The 18,208-nt window shown below is 56.0% G+C and carries 13 protein-coding genes; all 13 read right to left on the bottom strand.

Going from position 1 to position 18,208, the window contains the following annotated elements; genetic code table 11:
- Positions 1–151 precede the first annotated feature (151 nt).
- Positions 152–2,044: an ATP-binding protein gene (locus MNU25_RS06655; RefSeq protein WP_240984355.1), complete on the bottom strand. Its 1,893-nt coding sequence runs from the start codon at positions 2,042–2,044 to the stop codon at positions 152–154.
- A gap of 211 nt (positions 2,045–2,255) precedes the next feature.
- Entirely contained in the window at positions 2,256–4,937 is a 2,682-nt protein-coding gene (fdhF, locus tag MNU25_RS06650; protein ID WP_240984354.1) for a formate dehydrogenase subunit alpha, read from the bottom strand.
- A 33-nt stretch (positions 4,938–4,970) separates the two neighbouring features.
- Complete coding sequence (gene nuoF, locus MNU25_RS06645) at positions 4,971–6,926, bottom strand: NADH-quinone oxidoreductase subunit NuoF (protein WP_240984353.1); 1,956 nt, start codon at positions 6,924–6,926, stop codon at positions 4,971–4,973.
- A gap of 19 nt (positions 6,927–6,945) precedes the next feature.
- Entirely contained in the window at positions 6,946–7,428 is a 483-nt protein-coding gene (gene nuoE, locus MNU25_RS06640) for an NADH-quinone oxidoreductase subunit NuoE (RefSeq protein ID WP_240984352.1), read from the bottom strand.
- 42 nt (positions 7,429–7,470) lie between these two features.
- Positions 7,471–8,052 (bottom strand): 5-formyltetrahydrofolate cyclo-ligase, encoded by a 582-nt coding sequence (locus MNU25_RS06635; RefSeq protein WP_240984351.1) that lies wholly within the window; start codon positions 8,050–8,052, stop codon positions 7,471–7,473.
- 283 nt (positions 8,053–8,335) lie between these two features.
- Positions 8,336–9,409: a LysO family transporter gene (locus MNU25_RS06630; RefSeq protein ID WP_240984350.1), complete on the bottom strand. Its 1,074-nt coding sequence runs from the start codon at positions 9,407–9,409 to the stop codon at positions 8,336–8,338.
- A gap of 455 nt (positions 9,410–9,864) precedes the next feature.
- Complete coding sequence (gene tsaD / locus MNU25_RS06625) at positions 9,865–10,905, bottom strand: tRNA (adenosine(37)-N6)-threonylcarbamoyltransferase complex transferase subunit TsaD (RefSeq protein WP_240984349.1); 1,041 nt, start codon at positions 10,903–10,905, stop codon at positions 9,865–9,867.
- 80 nt (positions 10,906–10,985) lie between these two features.
- Positions 10,986–11,408, bottom strand: coding sequence for a ribosomal protein S18-alanine N-acetyltransferase (gene rimI / locus MNU25_RS06620; protein ID WP_240986755.1), 423 nt, complete (start codon positions 11,406–11,408; stop codon positions 10,986–10,988).
- Between the two features lie 103 nt (positions 11,409–11,511).
- Positions 11,512–12,255: a tRNA (adenosine(37)-N6)-threonylcarbamoyltransferase complex dimerization subunit type 1 TsaB gene (gene tsaB, locus MNU25_RS06615; protein WP_240984348.1), complete on the bottom strand. Its 744-nt coding sequence runs from the start codon at positions 12,253–12,255 to the stop codon at positions 11,512–11,514.
- Complete coding sequence (gene tsaE / locus MNU25_RS20270) at positions 12,236–12,889, bottom strand: tRNA (adenosine(37)-N6)-threonylcarbamoyltransferase complex ATPase subunit type 1 TsaE (RefSeq protein WP_306425016.1); 654 nt, start codon at positions 12,887–12,889, stop codon at positions 12,236–12,238. Before tsaE ends, tsaB begins: the two co-directional genes overlap by 20 nt.
- A 149-nt stretch (positions 12,890–13,038) precedes the next feature.
- Positions 13,039–14,238 carry an amidohydrolase gene (locus MNU25_RS06600; RefSeq protein WP_240984347.1) on the bottom strand — a complete coding sequence of 400 codons (1,200 nt, stop codon included), beginning with the start codon at positions 14,236–14,238 and terminating at the stop codon, positions 13,039–13,041.
- Between the two features lie 100 nt (positions 14,239–14,338).
- Positions 14,339–15,331: a DMT family transporter gene (locus tag MNU25_RS06595; protein WP_240984346.1), complete on the bottom strand. Its 993-nt coding sequence runs from the start codon at positions 15,329–15,331 to the stop codon at positions 14,339–14,341.
- 152 nt (positions 15,332–15,483) lie between these two features.
- Complete coding sequence (locus MNU25_RS06590; protein WP_277350713.1) at positions 15,484–17,625, bottom strand: Tex family protein; 2,142 nt, start codon at positions 17,623–17,625, stop codon at positions 15,484–15,486.
- Positions 17,626–18,208 lie beyond the last annotated feature (583 nt).

Genomic DNA, 18,208 nt, shown 5'->3' with positions numbered 1-18,208 from the left:
CGTCTACAGCCGGCTGCGTGCGTCGTAGCCGCCGGTATCCCCAGTGAACAAGTATTCCCGGAAAAAGCCCTGTCATGCCGCCGATTTTCGCGCCGTGACTCTCCGGAGCGTATCGTAGGTTACCCACGCCTTCTCGCCTCTCACAGACACTTTAAGGTAAGGCAAAACACACGCGGAATTCAGTTCCCCGCGGGTCCGAATCCACCATGATCTCCGCTTGATGTCTTGCCGCGATACTGTAACACACCGCCAGTCCCAAACCCGTCCCTTGCTCTTTCGTCGTGAAAAACGGAGTGCCCAGTTTTTCCAGGCATTCCGGACTAATCCCGCTGCCCTGGTCTGCCACCGCCAAAACGACCTTACTGTCCGTGGCGTACGTACGAATAGTCAGGGTTCCTCCGGCTTCCATAGCTTCCAAGCCGTTGCGGGCTAAATTGAGAACGACCTGTCGGATTTCCTTTTCGTTCACGAGGAGAGCGGGAATGTCTCCGAGATCAAGAACAACGCTTTTGTCATTGCCCACCGCATCCGCTTGAATCAGTGGAGTCAGCGCTTCAATAATCGAATTGAGATTGTGCATTTGGCGCTCTCCCACCTTGTTCCGGCCGATGGAGAGAAATTCGGTAATGATCGCGTTAGCCCGGTCCAATTCCTCAATCATCAGGCTGAAGTATTCACCGTAGCTCTGGCAGTCTTTCTTCCCTTTGAGAATCTGCAAGAAGCCGCGGATCGTCGTCAGGGGATTGCGTACCTCATGGCTGATGCCGGCGGCCATCTCTGCCAAGAGGTTGAGCCGGTCCAGCCTGAGCATTTCCGTTTCCATCTGCTTGCGCTCGCTGATATCATTGATGACGACCAAAATGCAAACTTCCTGACCGAGCTCGATCCTTTCCGCGGAAACCAGTGTTGTTAACACCCGCTCGTTTTTAGTGCGAAAAGTCGTTTCCAGATTTCGGGTAGAACCGTTGCGGATGCTCTCCTCTCTCAACCGGGCTACATCTTCCTTATCCGCCCAAATCTTCAGCTCTCCCGCGGTCCTGCCGATGACTTCCGCCCGGCTCCAGCCGGTAGCTAAAAAAAAGCTCTCATTGGCATCGATAATCTGCCAATCGCCTATGCGCACAATGTTCATCATACTGGGACTGGCGTTGAAAGCTTTGAAAAAACGTTCTTCAGATTGGCGCAGCTCGGCTTCCGTCTCCTCGCGCATCGCCACCTCTTCCTGGAGCTTGGCGCAGGCCGCAAAAACCTGGTCCGTGTGCTTCCTGACAATCTCCAGCACGGGAGTCAATTCCGGCCATAGGCTTTCCGGAACCTGGGCGTTGAGGGCCAGAGCCCGGGCAAAATCCTGCAAGCCTCTGCTGAGACGGGTGAACAAATTCCAGGCGAGGGCCAGGCTCATCATGAGGACACCCAGGCCAATCAAGAGTATTAGGATGATTGCCCCACGGACGTCCCGGTAAATGTCCCTAATCCCGATGTCGGCCCAGGCGTGCCCGATAATCTGACCGTTCCGGTAGATGGGATAAACTACATTGAGAACCGGCCCCCTCGGCTTAAACGGCGCTGGGTCCTGCCGGGAGAACTCCGGACGTCCGGTTTGATAGACCAAAAAACATGAATTGTCGTGCGAAACCGGTTTTAAATCGGTGGCGGAAAAATGCGGCCCCATCGCCAAAACCCGGTCTAAAGCGATGGAATAATAACCGAGACCCATCTGCGGGTAGTACTTTGACAAGTGATCGATGGTCGGCTGGAGCACCTTGTTGAGAACACGGGCCTGCTCATCCGGTGATGCTCCCAAGGCCTGACTTTCAGCTAGGATGTCATGGACAGACTTCGGGAACCGGCTTTCCAACAAAGAAGCCACATAATAGAGATCCTTGGACCGGTGAGCAACCCGTACCTGTATGTATTCCCAAGGAAGAAGGCAAGCCAGAGACAGCACAAGTATCATAACAACTATGACGACGGAGGCATAGACGCGCTTTGTAATCTGCATAGGAAAAAGATGTTCTTTCACTTTCCGAAGAAACAACAACATCCGCACCACCATTCGTTGTCACCCACAACTGCACCACCATTCGTTGTCACCCATGTTTACTGCAATAATTTCGCTCAATACAAGCACCGGTCAAATCTCCCCGTCGCATCCCGTCGCACAGCCACCCGTGAACCGCAGGAACAGTCCCCTTCTGCGTTGAATCCAAGGGCACTCCTCCGGCTGGAAGAGTGCCCTTGACAATGTGTCCGGATTACAGCTTCCGGACCTTGACTCCACACACTTTGTACTCGTAAGTTTTCGCGACTTTATCGTAAGCGCCGTTAGTAAGCACGTTAACCGGTGACTCTTTGTAATGCAACGTCATCCAGAGCATACCGGGGGGAACCCGGTCCGTGACCTGAACCCGCGTCTCCAGCTCGCCCCGCCTGGACGCGACTTTGACCCTTTCACCGTCTTTGATTCCCAGCCGCTCGGCATCTTGCGGGCTCATCTCCGCCAGTTCTTCCGGCGAATAGCTCTCCAGGGCTGCCGAGTTGCGCGTCATCACATTGTAATGGGAAAGCTTGCGCCCCGTGCCGAGAAGGAGCGGATACTCATCGTCCGGAAGTTCGTCCGGAAGCTGGTACTCGATCGGCATAAAGAGCCCTTTGCCGCGGGAGAATTTTCCTTCGTGCAGGAACTTTGTGCCCGGATGTTCCGCCGTGGGAACCGGCCACTGCAGGCCCTGGGTACCCAAGCGCTCGAAGCTGATCCCGGCATATTGGGGTGTCAGGGAAGCTATTTCCGCCATGATCTCGGCCGGGGACTCATAATCGAAAGCGTATCCGAGGCGCCCCGCCAACTCGCAGAGAATTTCCCAGTCCGTCCGCGCCTGGCCCAGAGGTTCTATCGCCTGATTGACCATCTGTACCCGGCGCTCGGTGTTGGTGAAAGTCCCGCTTTTTTCCGCAAAACTGGCTCCCGGCAGAACCACATCGGCCAGTTTCGCCGTTTCGGAGAGGAAAATATTCTGGACGACCAAGAAGTCAAGCGTTTCCAAGCCTTGGCGCACATGGTTGGCATCCGCGTCAGTCAGAACCGGATCCTCACCCATGATATACATCGCCCTTAAATCTTTACTGATGGCGGCTTCAAACATATCCGGAATCATGAAACCGGGCTTGGGATTGAGGGGTACGTGCCAGGCCTCTTCAAACTTGGCCCGGACAGTGGGACTGGTAACATTCTGGTAACCGGGGAATGTGTTAGGCAGCGCCCCCATATCACAGGCCCCCTGCACATTGTTCTGCCCGCGCAGGGGATTGACCCCGGAATTCTCCTTGCCGACATTGCCCGTAAGCATGGCCAGATTGGCCAAGGTCATGACATTGTCCGTACCGCAGGTATGCTCGGTGATCCCCAAAGTGTAAAAGATCTGGGCCCGTTCGGCTGTGGCGTAAATGCGCGCGGCCTCCAGCATCTCTTCAACGGGCACTCCGGTGAGTTTACTGACCACTTCGGGCGGGAATTTCTGCACTTGCTCACGGAACTTCTCGAACTCCTCCGTGCGCTCGGCGATGAACTCCTTGTCTTCCCAACCATGGCTGAGAATAATGTTCATGATCCCGTTCACCAAGGCAATATCCGTACCGGGGCGCAGCCGAAGCCAGACATCCGCCATCTCCGCCAACTCGATGCGCCGCGGGTCAATAACGATCAGCTTGGCGCCGTTGGCCACCGCTTGTTTCATTTTGGCCCCGATGACCGGATGCGCTTCCGTGGTATTCGAGCCGATCACAAAGAGAACTTCTGAATGGGGAATCTCGTTGATGGAGTTCGTCATCGCTCCCGAACCAAACGTAATGGCCAGACCGGCCACTGTGGGAGCGTGTCAGGTCCGGGCGCAGTGATCGACGTTATTGGTGCCAATCACCGCGCGCATGAACTTTTGCATCAGATAATTTTCTTCGTTGGTGCAGCGAGCCGAACTGAGAGCCGCAATGGAGTCTGCTCCGTACTGGGCCTTGATCTCTCCCAGTTTTTCCGCCACCAGACTCAAAGCCTCGTCCCAACTGGCCTCAACGAACTCCCCGTCTTTCTTAATGAGCGGTGTCGTCAAACGGTTCGGGCTGTGGATCATGTCCATGCCGAAACGGCCCTTGACACAGAGGGCGCGCCCGTTGACCGGGGCCTCGGGATTGGATGTCACGCCGATGACTTTTCCGTCTTTGACATTGAGATCGAAGTTGCAGCCCGTCCCGCAGAAGGGACAAGTCGTCTGGACTTTTTTCACTTCCCAGGGACGCCCTTGACCCACCATTTCTTTTTCCGTCAAGGCCCCGACCGGGCAGACGGAAACACAGGAACCGCAGAAAACGCACTCCGACTCCGCATAGGGCAGATTGAAGGCCGGACCCACTTGAGTATTGAAGCCGCGGTAGGAGAAATCCAGAACACTGCGGCCCTGCACCTCTTCACAAGCCCGGATACACTTGCCGCAGAGAATGCATTTATTGGGATCTCTAAGAATAAAAGGATTGCTGTCATCGATGGGCAGCTGCCGACGCTCGCCCCCGGAGAACGCCTCCCCGGTCACCTGGTATTCATAGGCATATTTAGCCAGATCACAGGATCCCATCTTCTGACAGGTCATACAATCCAGCGGATGATTGGCTACCAGCAGTTCCAAAATGGTTTTACGCGCTTCCCGCACTTTTTCGGTCCGGGTACGCACCACCATACCTTGCGTGGCTTGCGTCACGCAGGAGGGAGGGAGGTTGCGCATGCCCTCTATTTCCACAATACAAAGGCGGCAGGATCCGGTGGCTGTCAGTTCCGGATCATGACACAGAGTGGGAATCGGTATATTGTTCATCCGGCAGGCTTGCAAAACAGTGGTCCCTTTCGGGACACTTACGCTGCGCCCGTCAATCGTCAGTGTGATCCATTCCACACGATTTCGCTCCTTTCTCAAAACCAGGACCCGCTAGGCGCGCACCACCGCGCCGAATTTACAGGTATCCAAGCAGGTGCCACATTTAATGCATTTTTCCGTGTCGATCACGTAGGGAGTTTTTTTGTCCCCGCTGATGCAAGCGGCCGGACAGGCTCGCGCGCACAAGCCGCATTTCTTGCACTTTTCCGCATCGATCGTATAGGTCAGTAAAGCCGCACAGACATGGGCCGGACAAGTTTTGTCGCGAATATGCGCTTCAAACTCATCCCGGAAATATTTCAAAGTAGACAGTACCGGATTCGGCGCGTTCTGCCCTAACCCGCAAAGAGAAGTTTCTTTAACCACATGGGCTAAATGTTCCAGTGTGTCGAGATCTTCTTCTTTGCCTTCCCCTTTCGTAATCCGATCCAGTATCTCCCACATGCGCTTGGTTCCTTCCCGGCAAGGCGTACACTTCCCGCAGGACTCAGACTGTGAAAAGTTCAAGAAGAAACGCGCGATGTCAACCATACACGTCGTCTCATCCATGACGACCAAACCTCCGGAACCCACCATGGCTCCGGCCCGGGTCAAAGTGTCATAGTCCACCGGTAAATCCAACATCTCGTCCGGCAGGCAACCGCCTGAGGGACCGCCGATCTGGACCGCTTTAAATTTCTTGCCGTTTTGAATCCCACCGCCGATGTCGAAGATGATCTTTCTCAGGCTCATCCCCATGGGAACTTCAACTAAACCTGTGTTGTTCACCTTGCCGGTCAAAGCAAAAATCTTGGTGCCTTTGCTCTTTTCTGTCCCGTACTGGGCATACCAAGCGGCTCCGCGCCTGAGAATGTGGGGAACATTGGCCCAGGTTTCGACATTGTTGATATTGGTCGGTTTGCCCCAAAGACCGCTCTGCGCCGGAAACGGCGGGCGAACCTTAGGCATTCCCCGCTTCCCTTCGATGGAAGCCATTAGGGCGGTCTCTTCCCCGCAGACGAAAGCTCCTGCCCCGGCCCGGATCGACAGATGAAAATTGAAACCGGAGTCAAGAATGTTGTTCCCCAAGAGCCCCGCTGCCTCCGCTTGGCGAATGGCAATTTCCATATGCTTTATCGCCAGCGGATACTCCGCCCGGCAATAGACGTATCCTTCGTCCGCACCAATCGCGTAAGCACCTATCAGCATACCCTCAATAACCGCGTGCGGGTCCCCTTCCAAAACGCCCCGGTCCATGAACGCCCCGGGATCCCCTTCATCCGCATTGCAGATGATATACTTCTTTTCGCCCGCAGACTGGCGGCAAAAGCTCCACTTTAATCCTGTCGGAAAACCGGCTCCGCCCCGTCCCCGCAGGCCGGACGCCTTGACCTCCTCGATGACCTGATCCGAAGACATCTCCTGCAAAGCCTTAGCAATTCCCTGATAGCCGTCATGGGCTATATATTCTTCAATTCTTTCCGGATTGATGAACCCGCAGTTGCCGAGAACCACCCGCGTTTGCTGGGCAAAGAAACGAATGTTTGCAAAGGTCGCGGCTGACTGTCCCGTCAAAGGATCTTGATAGAGCAGGTTTTCCACCCTTTGCTTTTCTTTGAATTCCTTCTGTACAATTTCCGCCACATCACCCTGTTTGACCAAAGTATAAACCGTATGCGCGGGCTCGATAATCAAAGTCGGCCCCTGCTCGCAAAATCCATGGCAACCCGTGGCCACCACCTTGACCTCACTGTCAAGGCCCTGTCGCTGAAGCTCCCCCTCCAGGGCTGACACAACCTTATGCGCACCCGATGAGGCACAACCCGTTCCGGCACATACCAAAATTTGCTGACCCTCTTCCGACCCTTGGGTCGGGCGCAGTTCGGCCAGAAGCCCAGACCTTTTTGCCCGGCACCCGGGATCATCATGGCACAATGGTCCTGCCGTCAAGCAACGGATATAGTCGCGGCAAGGGGTTTCAGGGGTATGTGTACAGCGCTCACAGCAGGGGTCCAACAGTGTCTTCATCGTCTCCATCCCCTTTCCCTCACTCGTATTGGGCGAGAATACCGCCAACTTTGTCCGGCGTCAGGCGCCCATGAACCTGGTCGTTAATCATCATCGTGGGAGCCAAGCCGCAGGCTCCGATGCAAGCGACAATCTCCAGGGTAAAGCGTTGGTCTTCAGTCGTACCGCCGTCCTTCACACCCAATTCCTGTTCAATCGTCTCCAGGACTTTGGCCCCGCCCCGCACATGGCAGGCAGTTCCTAAGCAAACTCGCAAAACATTTCGCCCCATGGGAGTCAGACGGAACTGCGCGTAAAAAGTCGCCACACCGTAAACCCTGGCTACTGGAATTTTAAGCCCCCGCCCGACACGTCTGAGCACGTCAGCCGGCAGATAACCGTAAATTTCTTGAGCTTTCTGCAAGACCGGAATCAAGGCTCCTTTCTGCCCCGCGTAACCGGCCAAAAGCTCCGCCAATTTCGTCTCCTTCGGATCGACCAGATCCTGACACACATCACACAAACACAATCCCTCCCCTATCTTTTTCCGCAAAGGCCCACGGCCTTACCGGGTTTTGTGAAAACGCTCCACCCCTTCCTCAGTCACCAAAATATCTATTTTTTGATCGTGTTCGTCAACCGGCACCTCGGGCAGCACTTGAACCGCAAAACCGATCGCCACCCTCGCTGCCATGGGACGCAAACGCGCAAAAAACCGATCATAATATCCGCCGCCATAACCGAGACGGTTGCCTTGCCGATCAAAAGCCGCTCCCGGTACCAGCACGAAATCCACGCTTTCCGGATTCGCCTCCCTCAGGCAGTCCTTCTTCGGTTCTCTGATCCCCCAGGTTCCCGGCTCGACATCTTGATCCAGGTCGTGAATAAACGCGGGAATCAAAAGGCCCCCCGGAGCGCAGCGAGGAAGCACCAGGCCCTTGCCCTCCGCCAGCGTCTGCGCCGCCAAGCCTGTCGTTTCCGCTTCATCCCGGAAATTAAGAAAGAGCATGACGGTTCGCGCTTGCTTATATTCCGGCAAAGCCGCGACCAGACTTTGGATCTGCCGGCTCTTGAGACGGCGCTCATTTTCAGACAAAGCGGCCCGCCGGTTTAGGGCCAGAGTGCGCACTTCCTTCTTGCGGTCCATTGGCACAAAATCTCCTCATCTTTTTTCACCTTTTTTTGACTGCGAACATTTGCCAGGCAGATTAAAAAACTTCATACGTGAACAGCGCCAAACTTGGCTTACAGTAAAAATATTCGATCAATAACCCCTAAATCCTGCCGCCGGAAGAAACTTTTTGCCCAACAAAAATATTCGGAACCTCCTTGATGAACGCGGCTGGGCAAGGCACCCGGCCGAAAAAGCGCTCCTCCCTTCCAGGATGTTCGGGCAACGATGTCAGACTTTGGTAGCATTTGGCCAGGACTTATTTCCCCAACAGCAGCGGAACCAGGACGGGCACCAGTGCGGACAGAGTAATTCCGTTGACAAGCGCTATGACGACCACCTCGGGCGGTCCCACTGCCGCAATAACGGGCAAAGTCGTGTCCATGGTCGTGGCCCCGCCCGGAGCGACCAAGGAGAGAACCCCCATGCGGCGGGCGAGCAGCGGGAGCAGGAGAATAGAGAGTAGTTCCCGGAAAACATTGGCCAGAAAAGCGACGGTCCCTAAGGCCACCGAGTCCAGCTGAGTAATGAGCACCCCGGAAAGGCTGTACCAACCGAAACCCGCCCCCACGGCTCCGCCTTCCCGCCAAGTCCAGCCCAAGAGTTTGCCCATCAGCATCCCGGCTCCGACGCTGGCCGCCGCCACCCCCAGAGGAGCCAATAAGACGTACCACCCTAAACTGCGGACCTCTCGCCAAAGCTCCTTGCTGCCACCCAAATCAAGACCGACCGAGAATAAGGTGAAATAGAGGGCTCCGTCGGTCAAACCCGTCAAGTATTGTTCCAATCCGTGGACAAGATGGCTGAGACCGACCAAGATGCCGGCCGCAAGAGCCGCCAGGATCAACCCGATCATGCGCAGCGGCTTTTTCTCGGCCTCGGCATCGGGCTCAGGCCGGTTCTCCCGTGCGCGGTTGCACTCACCCCTAATTTTTTTCCCTCCCGCTTCCCGCACGGGTTGACTCGTTTCTTTGGGGCTTTTTACCCCTCCTGGGGGTGCCGCTTCGATCATATCTTCGGACAGAACTTGACTGCCGCCCACTTTCGCCTCTGAGCGGTGAACCCACCTCCGGCCTGACAGGCGTTCAAACCCGCTGACCAAAACCAAACTGGCCAAGACCGTGCTGACGGCGAAGAGGAAAGCCTGAAAGCCATAGGAACCCAGCCGCCCTAAGATGGTCCTGTCTGCACCGATACGAATGCCCATGGTTAGCAACAGGAAGAAAACCCCCAGTGTTACCATTCGCGAACTTTGGTACAAAATACGACGGGGTAACCAAGCCTTCCAGCCGCAGAGTACCCCGAGGAGAAGAAAAACCAAGACCGGAACCAAAGCGAGCCCTCCTTTTTCTGCGAGCAATACATGCCCGCAAGGCCCAAAACAAGCCCATACATGCATATACTCCGCGGCAGAGGTGAAAAACTCCGCTTCTTTTCGCCTCATCTCCCCGCTGAATCTTGTCCTTCGCGCCCCTGCACCCGGGTTTCTTAACCTAGTGTTCCCATCCGGACCAAGTCCCTGTTTTTTTATCCCCGCTTAAGTCACAAAATTGTCCCCAGAGTAAAGTCCGTTTTTAAGCCTTCCGGCTGACTTATCCACCTTATGCACAGAACCTGTGGATAAGTCCGTGATTTTTTCACCCCGGTCGGCGGCTTCGCAAACCCGCCCCCTGCACTTATAAACAGACTTACCCACATTGTCCACAGAAACGAATATCCACCGAACAAGCATCCCCCCGCCAGCACGGAAAATGCTGTCAAATCCTGCAGGAATTTCTTAACCGACTCTTAAGTCAAGTTCAGCCCCGGCACGGCATTGAGCGTCCAGGGAGCGAAATCCCGGGCCAGATAACGATGATAACCGGCCGAAGCCACCATGGCGCCATTATCTGTGCAGAGGTGCGGGGGCGGAAAGAAAAGCCGCCCCTCCCGCTCCTTCAGTTCCTGGGTCAGCGTTTTGCGTAACAGATCATTGGCCGCGACCCCTCCCGCCAGCAGGACATGCGTAACCCCAGTCTGCTCAACAGCCAGTAAGGTTTTACGCACCAAGACATCGACAACAGCCTGTTGAAACGAAGCCGCCAAATCCGGAACGCCTAGGTTTATGCCCTTCATTCGGGCTGTGTTGAGCGCGTTCAAGACAGCGGACTTCATGCCGCTGAAACTGAAATCCAGGCTTCCGGGTTCAAGCATGGCCCTGGGAAAATCAAAGGCAGCCGCATTCCCCGCCGCCGCCGCCTTCTGCACCTGCGGTCCGCCAGGATAACCCAACCCCAGCGTACGGGCCACTTTATCGAGGGCCTCCCCTGCCGCGTCGTCCCGAGTCCGGCCCAGAACCTCATAATCGCCATGCCCACGGAGGAGGATAAGATGGGTGTGTCCCCCCGATACCAGCAGAGCCAGGCAAGGGAAAACCAAGTGCGGGTGCACGAGGAAGTTGGCATAGATGTGCGCCTCCAGGTGGTTGACACCGATGAGAGGAACTCCGGCTGCATAAGCGATCGCTTTAGCCCCAGCCACACCGACCAACAGCGAACCGACTAAACCCGGACCGTAAGTCACCGCTATGGCAGCCAGATCTCCGTAGTCAACCTTTGCCCCCGCCATCGCCTTTTCCACCACCTGTTGAAAATGGAGAAGGTGTTCCCGCGAGGCGATTTCCGGCACCACCCCCCCGTACTTCTGATGGGTGGTGATCTGGGAGGAGATGACATGGCTAAGTAATTCCGTCCCATTTTTCAGAACCGCGGCTGCTGTCTCATCACAGCTGGTTTCAATGCCCAAGATCAAGAGACCCGCATCCGACTGTTTTATTTCTCCGTATGACACCGACCTTGCCTCCGCTCCACGCTGTAAACTCCCTCTGGCTTCTGACCTCCGATTTCTGGCCTCTGGCTTCCGACCTCTGTTTAGAGCTCCAGCCACATAATGAGGGCGTCTTCCCGGGTATCGACATAATAGCCCTTGCGCCGGCCTGCGACTTTGAAGCCCAAGCGTTCGTAGAGCCGGCGCGCGGGGTCATTCGAAACCCTGACTTCCAAGGTCATGCGTTCCATTCCTTCCATAGCCATCTTGCTCATCACCGAGCGCATGAGAAACTCTCCCCAATGCCTGCCTCTGTGACCCGGCATAATCGCCACGTTCGTAATATGCCCCTCATCCAGAATAAACCACAAGCCCATATACCCAATAACCAGACCGCCTACCTCCAGGCAATGATAACGAGCATATTCGTTATCGCGCAATTCCGTAGCGAAAGAATGAATCGACCACGGAGTGGGAAAGGATACCTGTTCAATCGCTATGACCGACCCCAAGTCCTCTATGCGCATGGGACGCACAATGCCCTTCTCGCTACTCTCCTCCGCCTTCTCCCCGCCTCTCCTGTAAGAATCCGTTTCCCTAGGATCCGTTCCTGAATTCCTCATCCCGCGTTCAGCCATCCCCGCCGCCTCCATGCCTGCGCGCCCAATTCACTTCCGCTTCGGATAGACGGATATAATAAGGCTCCACCCGCTCCTCGTCTTCCCCGGGGATTCCTCCCCCCCGCGTCCGTGGATTTTCCCGCCACTTCTGCCACAAGGCTTGAGCCGCAAAAGCCCCGCGGGGCAAGCCCAGATAATCAGGCAAAAGGATCGCCTGTTCCCCCAGCTCCCGGCAAACAAAGTCACAATATTTTTCCACGGCGTCTCCGACAAAAACAAAAGGCCCGTCCATACCTTTTAATTCGCCGACTAAAACAGCGGGGGAAACGGCTCGGGGCGGACTCAGAGCCTTCAACCGTCCGTCTGCCAGCCAACGGTATCTGGCGGCATACCATTCATTTTTGCGGGCATCCAGGATGGGAACAATCTCTTCCTTCCTCCCCCAACCCGCCCAAGCCAAAGCATCCAAGGACAAGACTCCGAGCAGCGGAAGCTTGAGCACCCCGGCCAGACCCTGGGCGGACGCAATCCCGATCCGGATACCTGTAAACGACCCCGGTCCCCGAACGACGCCTATGAAATTCAGATCCCGCAAACCCCAGCCAGCCGCCCGCAACAGTTGGTCCAAAAGAGGTACCAGCCGCTCCGAATGCGTCTTGGCGGTATGCAAAAAACCTTCCCCCACCAACCGGCCGTCTTCCGCCAAAGCCAGACCGCTAACCTTGGTCGTTGTATCAATTGCCAGATACTTCATAGATGCCTCCGCGCAGATCCTGCCAACGCCCGACCCACTCCTCCGAGTCAGCGCTCAGGGTAAAACGGCGCGGCTCTTCACCGTCGCCCTCAATCCGGATGTCCAGGCGCTCCGCCGGCAGAATATCTTCAATAATATCCGGCCATTCAATCAAAACCAGTATATCCTCCTGAAAAAAATCGCTGACCCCAATTACTTCGGCTTCCTGGGGCTGCGTTAAACGGTAAAAGTCCATATGGACGACCTTAAAATTCTCGCTCCGGTCTTCATCCAACCGTGAGACTCCCACTTCTGCAAGTGGGAGTGGTTCCCCCACCGAAGTTTCGATGTTCAACTTTAGTTGAACGAGTTCACTTCGTGCTTCGATCCGATCCTCACCCTCATTTTCACGCCGGTTTCGTTTCCGCCTATCCTCAGCGATACAATCGTTGTATTCCTGGATAAGGGTAAACGTAGGGCTGGTCACCGGAACCTCAAGGCCCAAACCCTCGCCTATCCCCTGGGCCAGAGCGGTTTTTCCCGCTCCAAGGCCTCCGCGCAAACACACGACATCCCCGCCCCTCAAAACCCGGCCCAGGGCCAGACCCAATTTCCGCGTATCCTCTGGGCTATAGCTCGTATAGTGCCATTCCATATCCCAACCCCCAAACAAGCACCTCTTTATTGTACCCGCTTTTCCCGCGTCCGAACCTTCCAAACCGGAGTCAGGCGGCCTACCGGCCTTTCCCGCCGGCGGTCGAGGTCTCTCTTTCCCCGGAGGGGGTGAGAGAGGGCAAGCGGATGTCACCTTTCTTCCCCGGGGGCCCTTGTTTCCGGTTTAACCATTGCCCCGTTAATAAAAACATAATCCGGGCGGGACAAAAGGGCAAAAGGATGCCCGCTCCAGATGACTACATCCGCATCTTTACCGGGTTCCAGAGTGCCGACCCGACCGGACACTCCCAAAATTGCGGCGGGGTTAACGGTGATGGCCCTAAAAGCCTCCTCCTCGGGCAGACCCTCTTTCATAGCCAATGCGGCACAGAGGGGAAGTTCCTCGATCGGTGTGACGGAATGATCCGTCATCAAAGCGACCTTAACGCCTGCCTTAGCCAAAATTCCGACCGTCTTAAACGTTTTGTCTTTCAGTTCCACTTTCGCCCGGTTAATCAATGAAGGCCCCACCACGGCCGGATAACCGTATTCCGCCAATTCCTCGGCGATTTTATGCCCTTCCGTACAATGCTCAACGACCAAGTCCAGGCCAAATTCCCGCGCGATCCGGATGGCCGTCATGATGTCGTCCGCACGATGGGCATGAGCCCTGAGCGGGATTTGCCTATTCAGCACTTTTACCAGAGTCTCCAAACCGAGGTCGCGCTCGGGCTTTTTCTCGGCGTCGCTCTTGCCCTGCTCCAGTTTCTCCCGGTAGGTCTCGGCATCCACCAAAGCCTGTCTGAGCAAGGCAGCCGTGCCCATGCGGGTCATCGGCATTTTTTTCTGCTCGCCGTAGACCCCTTTCGGATTTTCCCCGAAAGCCACCTTTAACCCGGCCGGATCCCGGATTACCATTTTATCGACGACCCTGCCCGCGGTTTTCATGACGACGCCCGTCCCACCGATGACATTCCCGCTGCCCGGTCCGGTAAACACGGTGGTGACACCGCCCAAACGGGCATCCCGAAACCCTTCGTCCTCCGGATTGATCCCGTCGATCGCCCGCAATTCCGGTGTCAAAGGGTCCGTCATCTCGTTGAGATCATCCCCTTCCACCCGATAGACTTCCTCCCCGATCCCCACGTGGCAATGGGCATCAATAAAACCCGGAAGAACCCAACGTCCCTTGGCCTCAATCACCACAACTCCGGCCGGAACTTGCAGATGCTCGCCGAGAGCCGCAATTTTCTCTCCTTCAATCAGAAGACTCCCAGTAAACTCTTTCCCCGTCATCGTCTTGATCTTCCCGTTATGAATAAAAATTCTTTCCATAGCCTTGGATATCATCAGCATTGGCCTCCAAATTGATAATTGACATTAGCATAAGACATTGGCATCGACATTGACATCATCGATATTAAGATATTGTGTTGATATGTCACGGGGTCTACCCGTCTCTCAGCTCGCCCGGAAAGCCCCGCCAATTCACGAGGATGATCCCCGCCAAGACAAGAAACCCGCCGCTCCACTGATTCCAGTCCGGAACCTCTCTGAGGAAAAGCTCCGCCATGATAAAGGTCATAGGCAGTTCAAACGTGCTCAGGATGGCAGCCTGATCGGAACCGATATGCTTAATTCCCACCAACAAGAAATAAAAAGGAAAAATCGAGGCCACGGTTGCCAAGGCAAGCCCCACTCCGAGAATCCTGTAGTCATGCCACAGTATCGCCGTCCAACCGCCTCTCAGGGCTAACACAAGCCCAAGAGAACTAAACCATTGGGAAAAACTCATGGTTGCCAAGGGCGACAGGTGGGTCAGCGCCACCTCTCCGACCAGGTTAAAGAGCGTATAGGCCAAGGCGGAGGCGAATCCAAATATGACTCCCAAAACAGACACGTGCTGCGCTCCGGCCAAGACGCCGCTGGCCAGAATCGTACCCGCCAGCGTCAGCAGCAGGGCGGCAATCTCCTTGACTCCGGCTTTCTTACGCCAGAAAAGCACCCCGGCTGCCAATACAAAAGCGGGGTAGAGATAAAGCAGCAAAATAGCCACCGACACCGGAAGATAGACAAGAGCATACGTATAAAGGATACTGGTGCCCAAGCTCCCGACGATCCCCTGCAAAGCCAATACTGCCAAGGTCTTAGGCCCTGAGAGCCGGAAAATGTCCCGCCGGAAGATCAGGCCGTAAACCAACAGGAGAACCGAAGCCAGCCAGGACTGGAGCGCGAGGGCCGCCAGGGGAGTGAGCCCGAGGTGCAACGCAATTTTCAGCAAGATCGAAGTCAACGCAAAACAGGTTGCGGAAAGAAGTACGGCGCCTACCCCCAACCCACGCTTTCTGTTAACAGCCATCACCTTCCTGCCGCCTTCCTGAAGAGCCGTCGCGAACCCCGCGGAGGCTCCTTTCCCGACCTCAATCTTATCCGACCCAAACATCGGAGGACCCTGCCCCAGCCGGAATACCCCCCCCCGTCCGCGGCACCATCCGACCGCAACCCCGCCCGGAACTTCAGCCGACTGAAGCAGCGGCCGAAATACCCCTCGATCGCCACACCGTCCGACACCGTCCCAAACACTCCTGCCGGCTCCTATACATCCTTGAGGGACAAGCTAATCCGTCCGCGCCCGGGATCGAGACCGATGACGCGAACTTTGACGATATCCCCGACGGAAAGCACTTCCATCGGGTGTTTAATATATTTTTGGGCCATCTGCGAGATATGGACCAAACCGTCGTTTTTTACGCCGATATCCACAAAAGCCCCGAAATCAACGATGTTGCGCACTGTTCCTTCCAGAACCATCCCTTCCCTGAGGTCTTCCGGGTGGGTGACATCGCGCCGCAGAAGCGGACGGGGCAGGTCCTCGCGCGGATCGCGCCCCGGACGCTGCAAAGCTTCCACGATGTCCTTAACCGTCGGAAGGCCGGCGCCGAACTCCTGTGCCAGACTTTCCGGCCGCAAAACCGACAAGGCGGTTCGTACTTCCCGGGGACGGCACACTAAGTCTCCGGGCAGAAACCCGGCTTTACCTAAGATATTCTCCGCTAAATCGTAAGACTCGGGGTGCACCGGGGTATTCTCCAAAGGATACTCTCCTTCCGGAAGACGGATAAAGCCAGCACATTGGACGAATGTTTGCTCCCCCAGGCGGGGAATCTTTTTTAACTCCTGCCTCCGGCGAAACTTGCCGTGCTCCTCCCGCCAGGCCACGATGTTTTTTGCTACGGTTGCTTTCAACCCCGCCACATACTGAAGCAGACTAACCGAAGCGGTATTCAGGTCCACTCCGACGGTGTTGACACAGGACTCGACGACGCCGGACAAAGATTCTTCCAGACGTTTGGGCTGAACATCATGCTGATACTGCCCCACTCCCACGGCCTTCGGCTCGATCTTAACCAGTTCCGCCAGCGGATCCTGCAACCTGCGGGCAATAGAGACCGCGCTGCGTAAAGACAAATCAAAATCCGGAAACTCCTCGGCGGCGAGTTTGGAAGCGGAATAGACTGAAGCTCCGGCTTCACTCACCAGGATGTATTCCACCGCCAACCGCTTTTCCCGGATCAGTTCCGCCACAACCTCCTCTGTTTCCCGCGAGGCCGTCCCATTGCCGATGGCTACAATCCCGACCCCGAACTCAGCAATTGCTTCCGCTAGAACTCTCTTGGCCTCTGAGCGTTTATTGTGCGGAGGGTGGGGGTAAATGACCCCCACGTTCAACAGTTTTCCCGTATCCGTTACGACCGCCCACTTGCAGCCGGTCCGGAAACCCGGGTCCAACCCCAGTACGGTCTTGCCCCGCAGCGGGGGTTGGAGCAAAAGCTGGCGCAGATTGGCCGCAAAAACCTTGATCGCCTGTTCCTCCGCCTGTTCGGAGAGCTCACTGCGCACCTCCCGCTCGATGGAAGGCGCGATCAACCTTCTGTAAGCATCTTCCGCCGCCCGCGCTACGTATTCTGACGCCGGCCCGCCTTTAACATAGACCCGCTCCAAAACCGCCAGCATTTCCTCAACAGGCGCCTCAATCTTGACGCTGAGGACGCCTTCCTTTTCGCCCCGATTCAGAGCTAACACTCGGTGGGGCGGAATTCTGCGCACCGGTTCCCTGAAATCATAGTACATTTCATAAGGTGAGCGTTCTTCCGTCTTCTTGGCTACGGCCGCAATATCGCCTAAGCTTTGGGTCCGTTCCCGCATCTTCTTGCGCACCGCCGCATCGTCCGACATAATCTCCGCGATAATGTCAACGGCCCCTTGGAGCGCATCCTCAACACGTCCGACTCCTAAGTCCGGATTGAGATAGTACTCTGCCTCTTCTTGCGGCCGGGCGGAAGGAAGCTGAGACAAAAGCCAGAGTGCCAAAGGCTCCAGCCCCTTCTCTTTGGCAACCGTGGCCCGCGTGCGGCGCTTTTGCCGATAAGGCCTGTAAAGATCCTCAACTTCCTGGAGGGTCTTCGCCCCCCGGACCTGAACGGCGAGTTCCTCTGTCAATTTTCCCTGTTCGGCAATCAGGCGCAGCACCTCGCTTTGGCGGCTATCGAGATGACGCAGGTATTCCAACCGCTCCGCAATGCCGCGCAGGTCGTTTTCGTCCAACTCCCCGGTCGCTTCTTTCCGGTAACGGGCAATAAAGGGAATCGTATTCCCCCCATCCAGAAGGTCAACGGCTCCCTGAACTTGTCTCTCCTTCAGGCCCAGTTCTCGGGCTATGACCGGTGTGAATTCCAAGTGCTCTTCCCCCCTGCCCATGATATCCCCTTGATTATACCATATCGCCGCCAAGATGATAGCCGGGCCCGGCAACTATACCCGTCCTTCCCAACCAAGCCCTTTCAAGCAGGCCTTATGAACCCCTTCTTCCGAAGCGGACCTTGTGAACCCGAGTCCTCTGAAGCAAGCCTTATGAAGGGTGCGCGCCAACCGAACAACCCGCCGCAGCCGTCACGACGCCAACACCGTTCCCAGGCGAACCGCATGAAAATCAGGTTCTTTCCCGCGCCCGCCGTAAGCCAATCTGCCCTTTAACACGGCTTGCGGGAACTCCCCCGTCCTCTATAGGCGGGGAATGAATCGCTATATGGACATTCAGCCGGGACAAACAGCCCCGGCCGGTGTGCTTAGTGGGATACCCACTGGAAGAGAAGCTTGCCGCCTTTAAGCATACGGAAGCCGCCATCGCTTGCCCGTCGGGCTTTAACTGCAATATGGCTGCGATCTCTGCCAGTATCAGAACCCCGAGAATGGCAAAACCGATGCAGGGGAGTCAACCCACACCGGTTTTTGATGTTGTTACCGCTTGTGGCGCCCGGAG

Source organism: Acididesulfobacillus acetoxydans (assembly GCF_902729405.1).
Lineage (GTDB): Bacteria > Bacillota > Desulfitobacteriia > Desulfitobacteriales > Desulfitobacteriaceae > Acididesulfobacillus > Acididesulfobacillus acetoxydans.
Note: the sequence above shows the minus strand (reverse complement) of the source record. Positions and strands in the feature narration are given on the sequence as shown.